1 protein-coding gene is annotated in these 1,898 nt (G+C 67.7%); it reads right to left on the reverse strand.

Translation table 11 applies throughout. The features are described 5' to 3' along the window. Window positions 1-481: 481 nt before the first annotated feature. A complete protein-coding gene (locus BN3659_RS11565) occupies window positions 482-1,690 on the reverse strand; it encodes a dicarboxylate/amino acid:cation symporter (protein ID WP_091537135.1) in 1,209 nt (402 codons plus the stop codon). Between the last annotated feature and the right edge of the window lie 208 nt (window positions 1,691-1,898).

A 1,898-nucleotide genomic window follows, 5' to 3' on the forward strand; every position in this document is an offset into this window, starting at 1 on the left:
CGGGGCGCGGCGGACACGGCGGACGGGAGGCAATGCGGCGGATGCAGCGGAAGAGACACAATGCGGCGGACGGGGCGCGGGAATGAACGGAGCGTCGATGCGACGGGGCGCGGCGGACACGGCGGACGGGAGGCAATGCGGCGGATGCAGCGGAAGAGACACAATGCGGCGGACGGGGCGCGGGAATGAACGGAGCGTCGATACAACGGGGCGCGGCGGACACGGCGGACGGGAGGCAATGCGGCGGATGCAGCGGACGGGAGGCAATGCGACGGACGATGCATACGCCCGCAGCGGTGCGAAGCCGGTGTGTCGCTACGCAGAGGCGGCGAAGAGCTTCGGCGGCGCAGACGGGCCGGCCAGCGAACGAACGGGCCGACGGATGGACGAACCGCCGGATGTACGGACATGCGGGCATCATCATCGACTTGCGGGCGGGCCGGCCGGCCGGGACGCGGCGGACGCGGCGGGACGCGCGGGGTTACGATACCCGTTTGTCGGCCGGCGGCGTCCCACCGGGTTCGGTGCGGGAGCGGCTCAGGCGGTCGATGCGGTCGACGATCACCGCCACGGCGCCGTCGCCCGTAACGTTGGTGGCCGTCCCGAAGCTGTCCATGGCGATGTAGGTGGCGATCATCAGTCCCGTGAGCGTGTCGTCGAAGCCGAGCATGGATTCGAGCAGTCCGACGGCGGCCATGATGGCACCGCCCGGGACGCCCGGGGCGGCGATCATCGTAACCGACAGCAGCAGGATGAAGCCTGCGAAGGTGGCCGGGGCGATCGTGTGGCCCGAGAGCATCGAGACGGCCAGCGCGCAGGCCGTGATCTTCATCATCGACCCCGAGAGGTGGATCGTGGCGAAGAGCGGGATGACGAAGCCCGCCAGCTCGGGACGCACGCCGAGTTTGACGGTCTGCTCCAGCGTTACGGGGATGGTAGCGGCCGAAGATTGGGTCCCGAGCGCCGTAACGTAGGCCGTGAGCATCGTGCGCAGCATGCGGAGCGGATTGCGGCGGGCGACGAGCCCCGCGACCGAGAACTGGAACAGCAGCAGCAGGACCGTGAGGCAGAAGATCACGGCGATGAGCTTCACGAAGACGCCCAGCACGCCGGCGACCTGTCCCGACCGGGTCATCGAGAGAAAGATGCCGAAGATGTAGAACGGGAGCAGCGGGATGATGAGGCCCGCGATCACGCGGTCGATGATCGACTTGAAGTCGTCCATCACCCCTTTCAGGCGCGTGCTGTGCGTGTAGGCCATGCCGAGACCCAAGACGAAGGCGAGGATGAGCGCCGTCATCACGTCCATCAGAGGCGGCATGCCGACCGTGAAGTAGGGGGCGGGCGCTTCGGCTGCGCCGCCGGTTTCGGCGAGCTGCGAGCCGGAGAGCAGGCGCGGGAGCAGCGCCGTGCCCGCGAAATAGGTGCCGAAGCCCGAGATGAGGGTGAAGATCCACGCCAGCGCCGCGGTGAGGGCGAGCAGACGGCCGGCGCTTCTGCCCAGATCGGCTATGCCCGGGGCGACGAGCCCCAGAATCAGCAGCGGGATGACGAAACTGAGGAAGTTGCCGAAGACGGAATTGAAGGTCAGCACGATGCGCGTGAGCCAGTCGGGGAAAAAGAGGCCGCAGCCGACGCCCGCCGCGATGGCGAGGACGATGCGGGGCAGCAGTCCGAATTCGAATTTCATAGGTCGGTCGGTTTATAGGGTGTGTGTTTCGGATAGGAACCATTTCGTTAAGACGAGCGCAGAGCCGAACTCGTTCGAGCTATGCCGAGGCGAGAAACGGACGAAAGATATTCAACGTATTTCGGGGCCTCGTGCGTATGCGGCCGGCGCGGGCGACGGCCGAATCCGGGGCGCCGCCGCACCTGCCTGCGCCGCGGCGGGTGTCGGC

Source organism: Alistipes sp. CHKCI003 (assembly GCF_900021155.1).
In the GTDB taxonomy this organism is placed as follows: domain Bacteria; phylum Bacteroidota; class Bacteroidia; order Bacteroidales; family Rikenellaceae; genus Alistipes; species Alistipes excrementavium.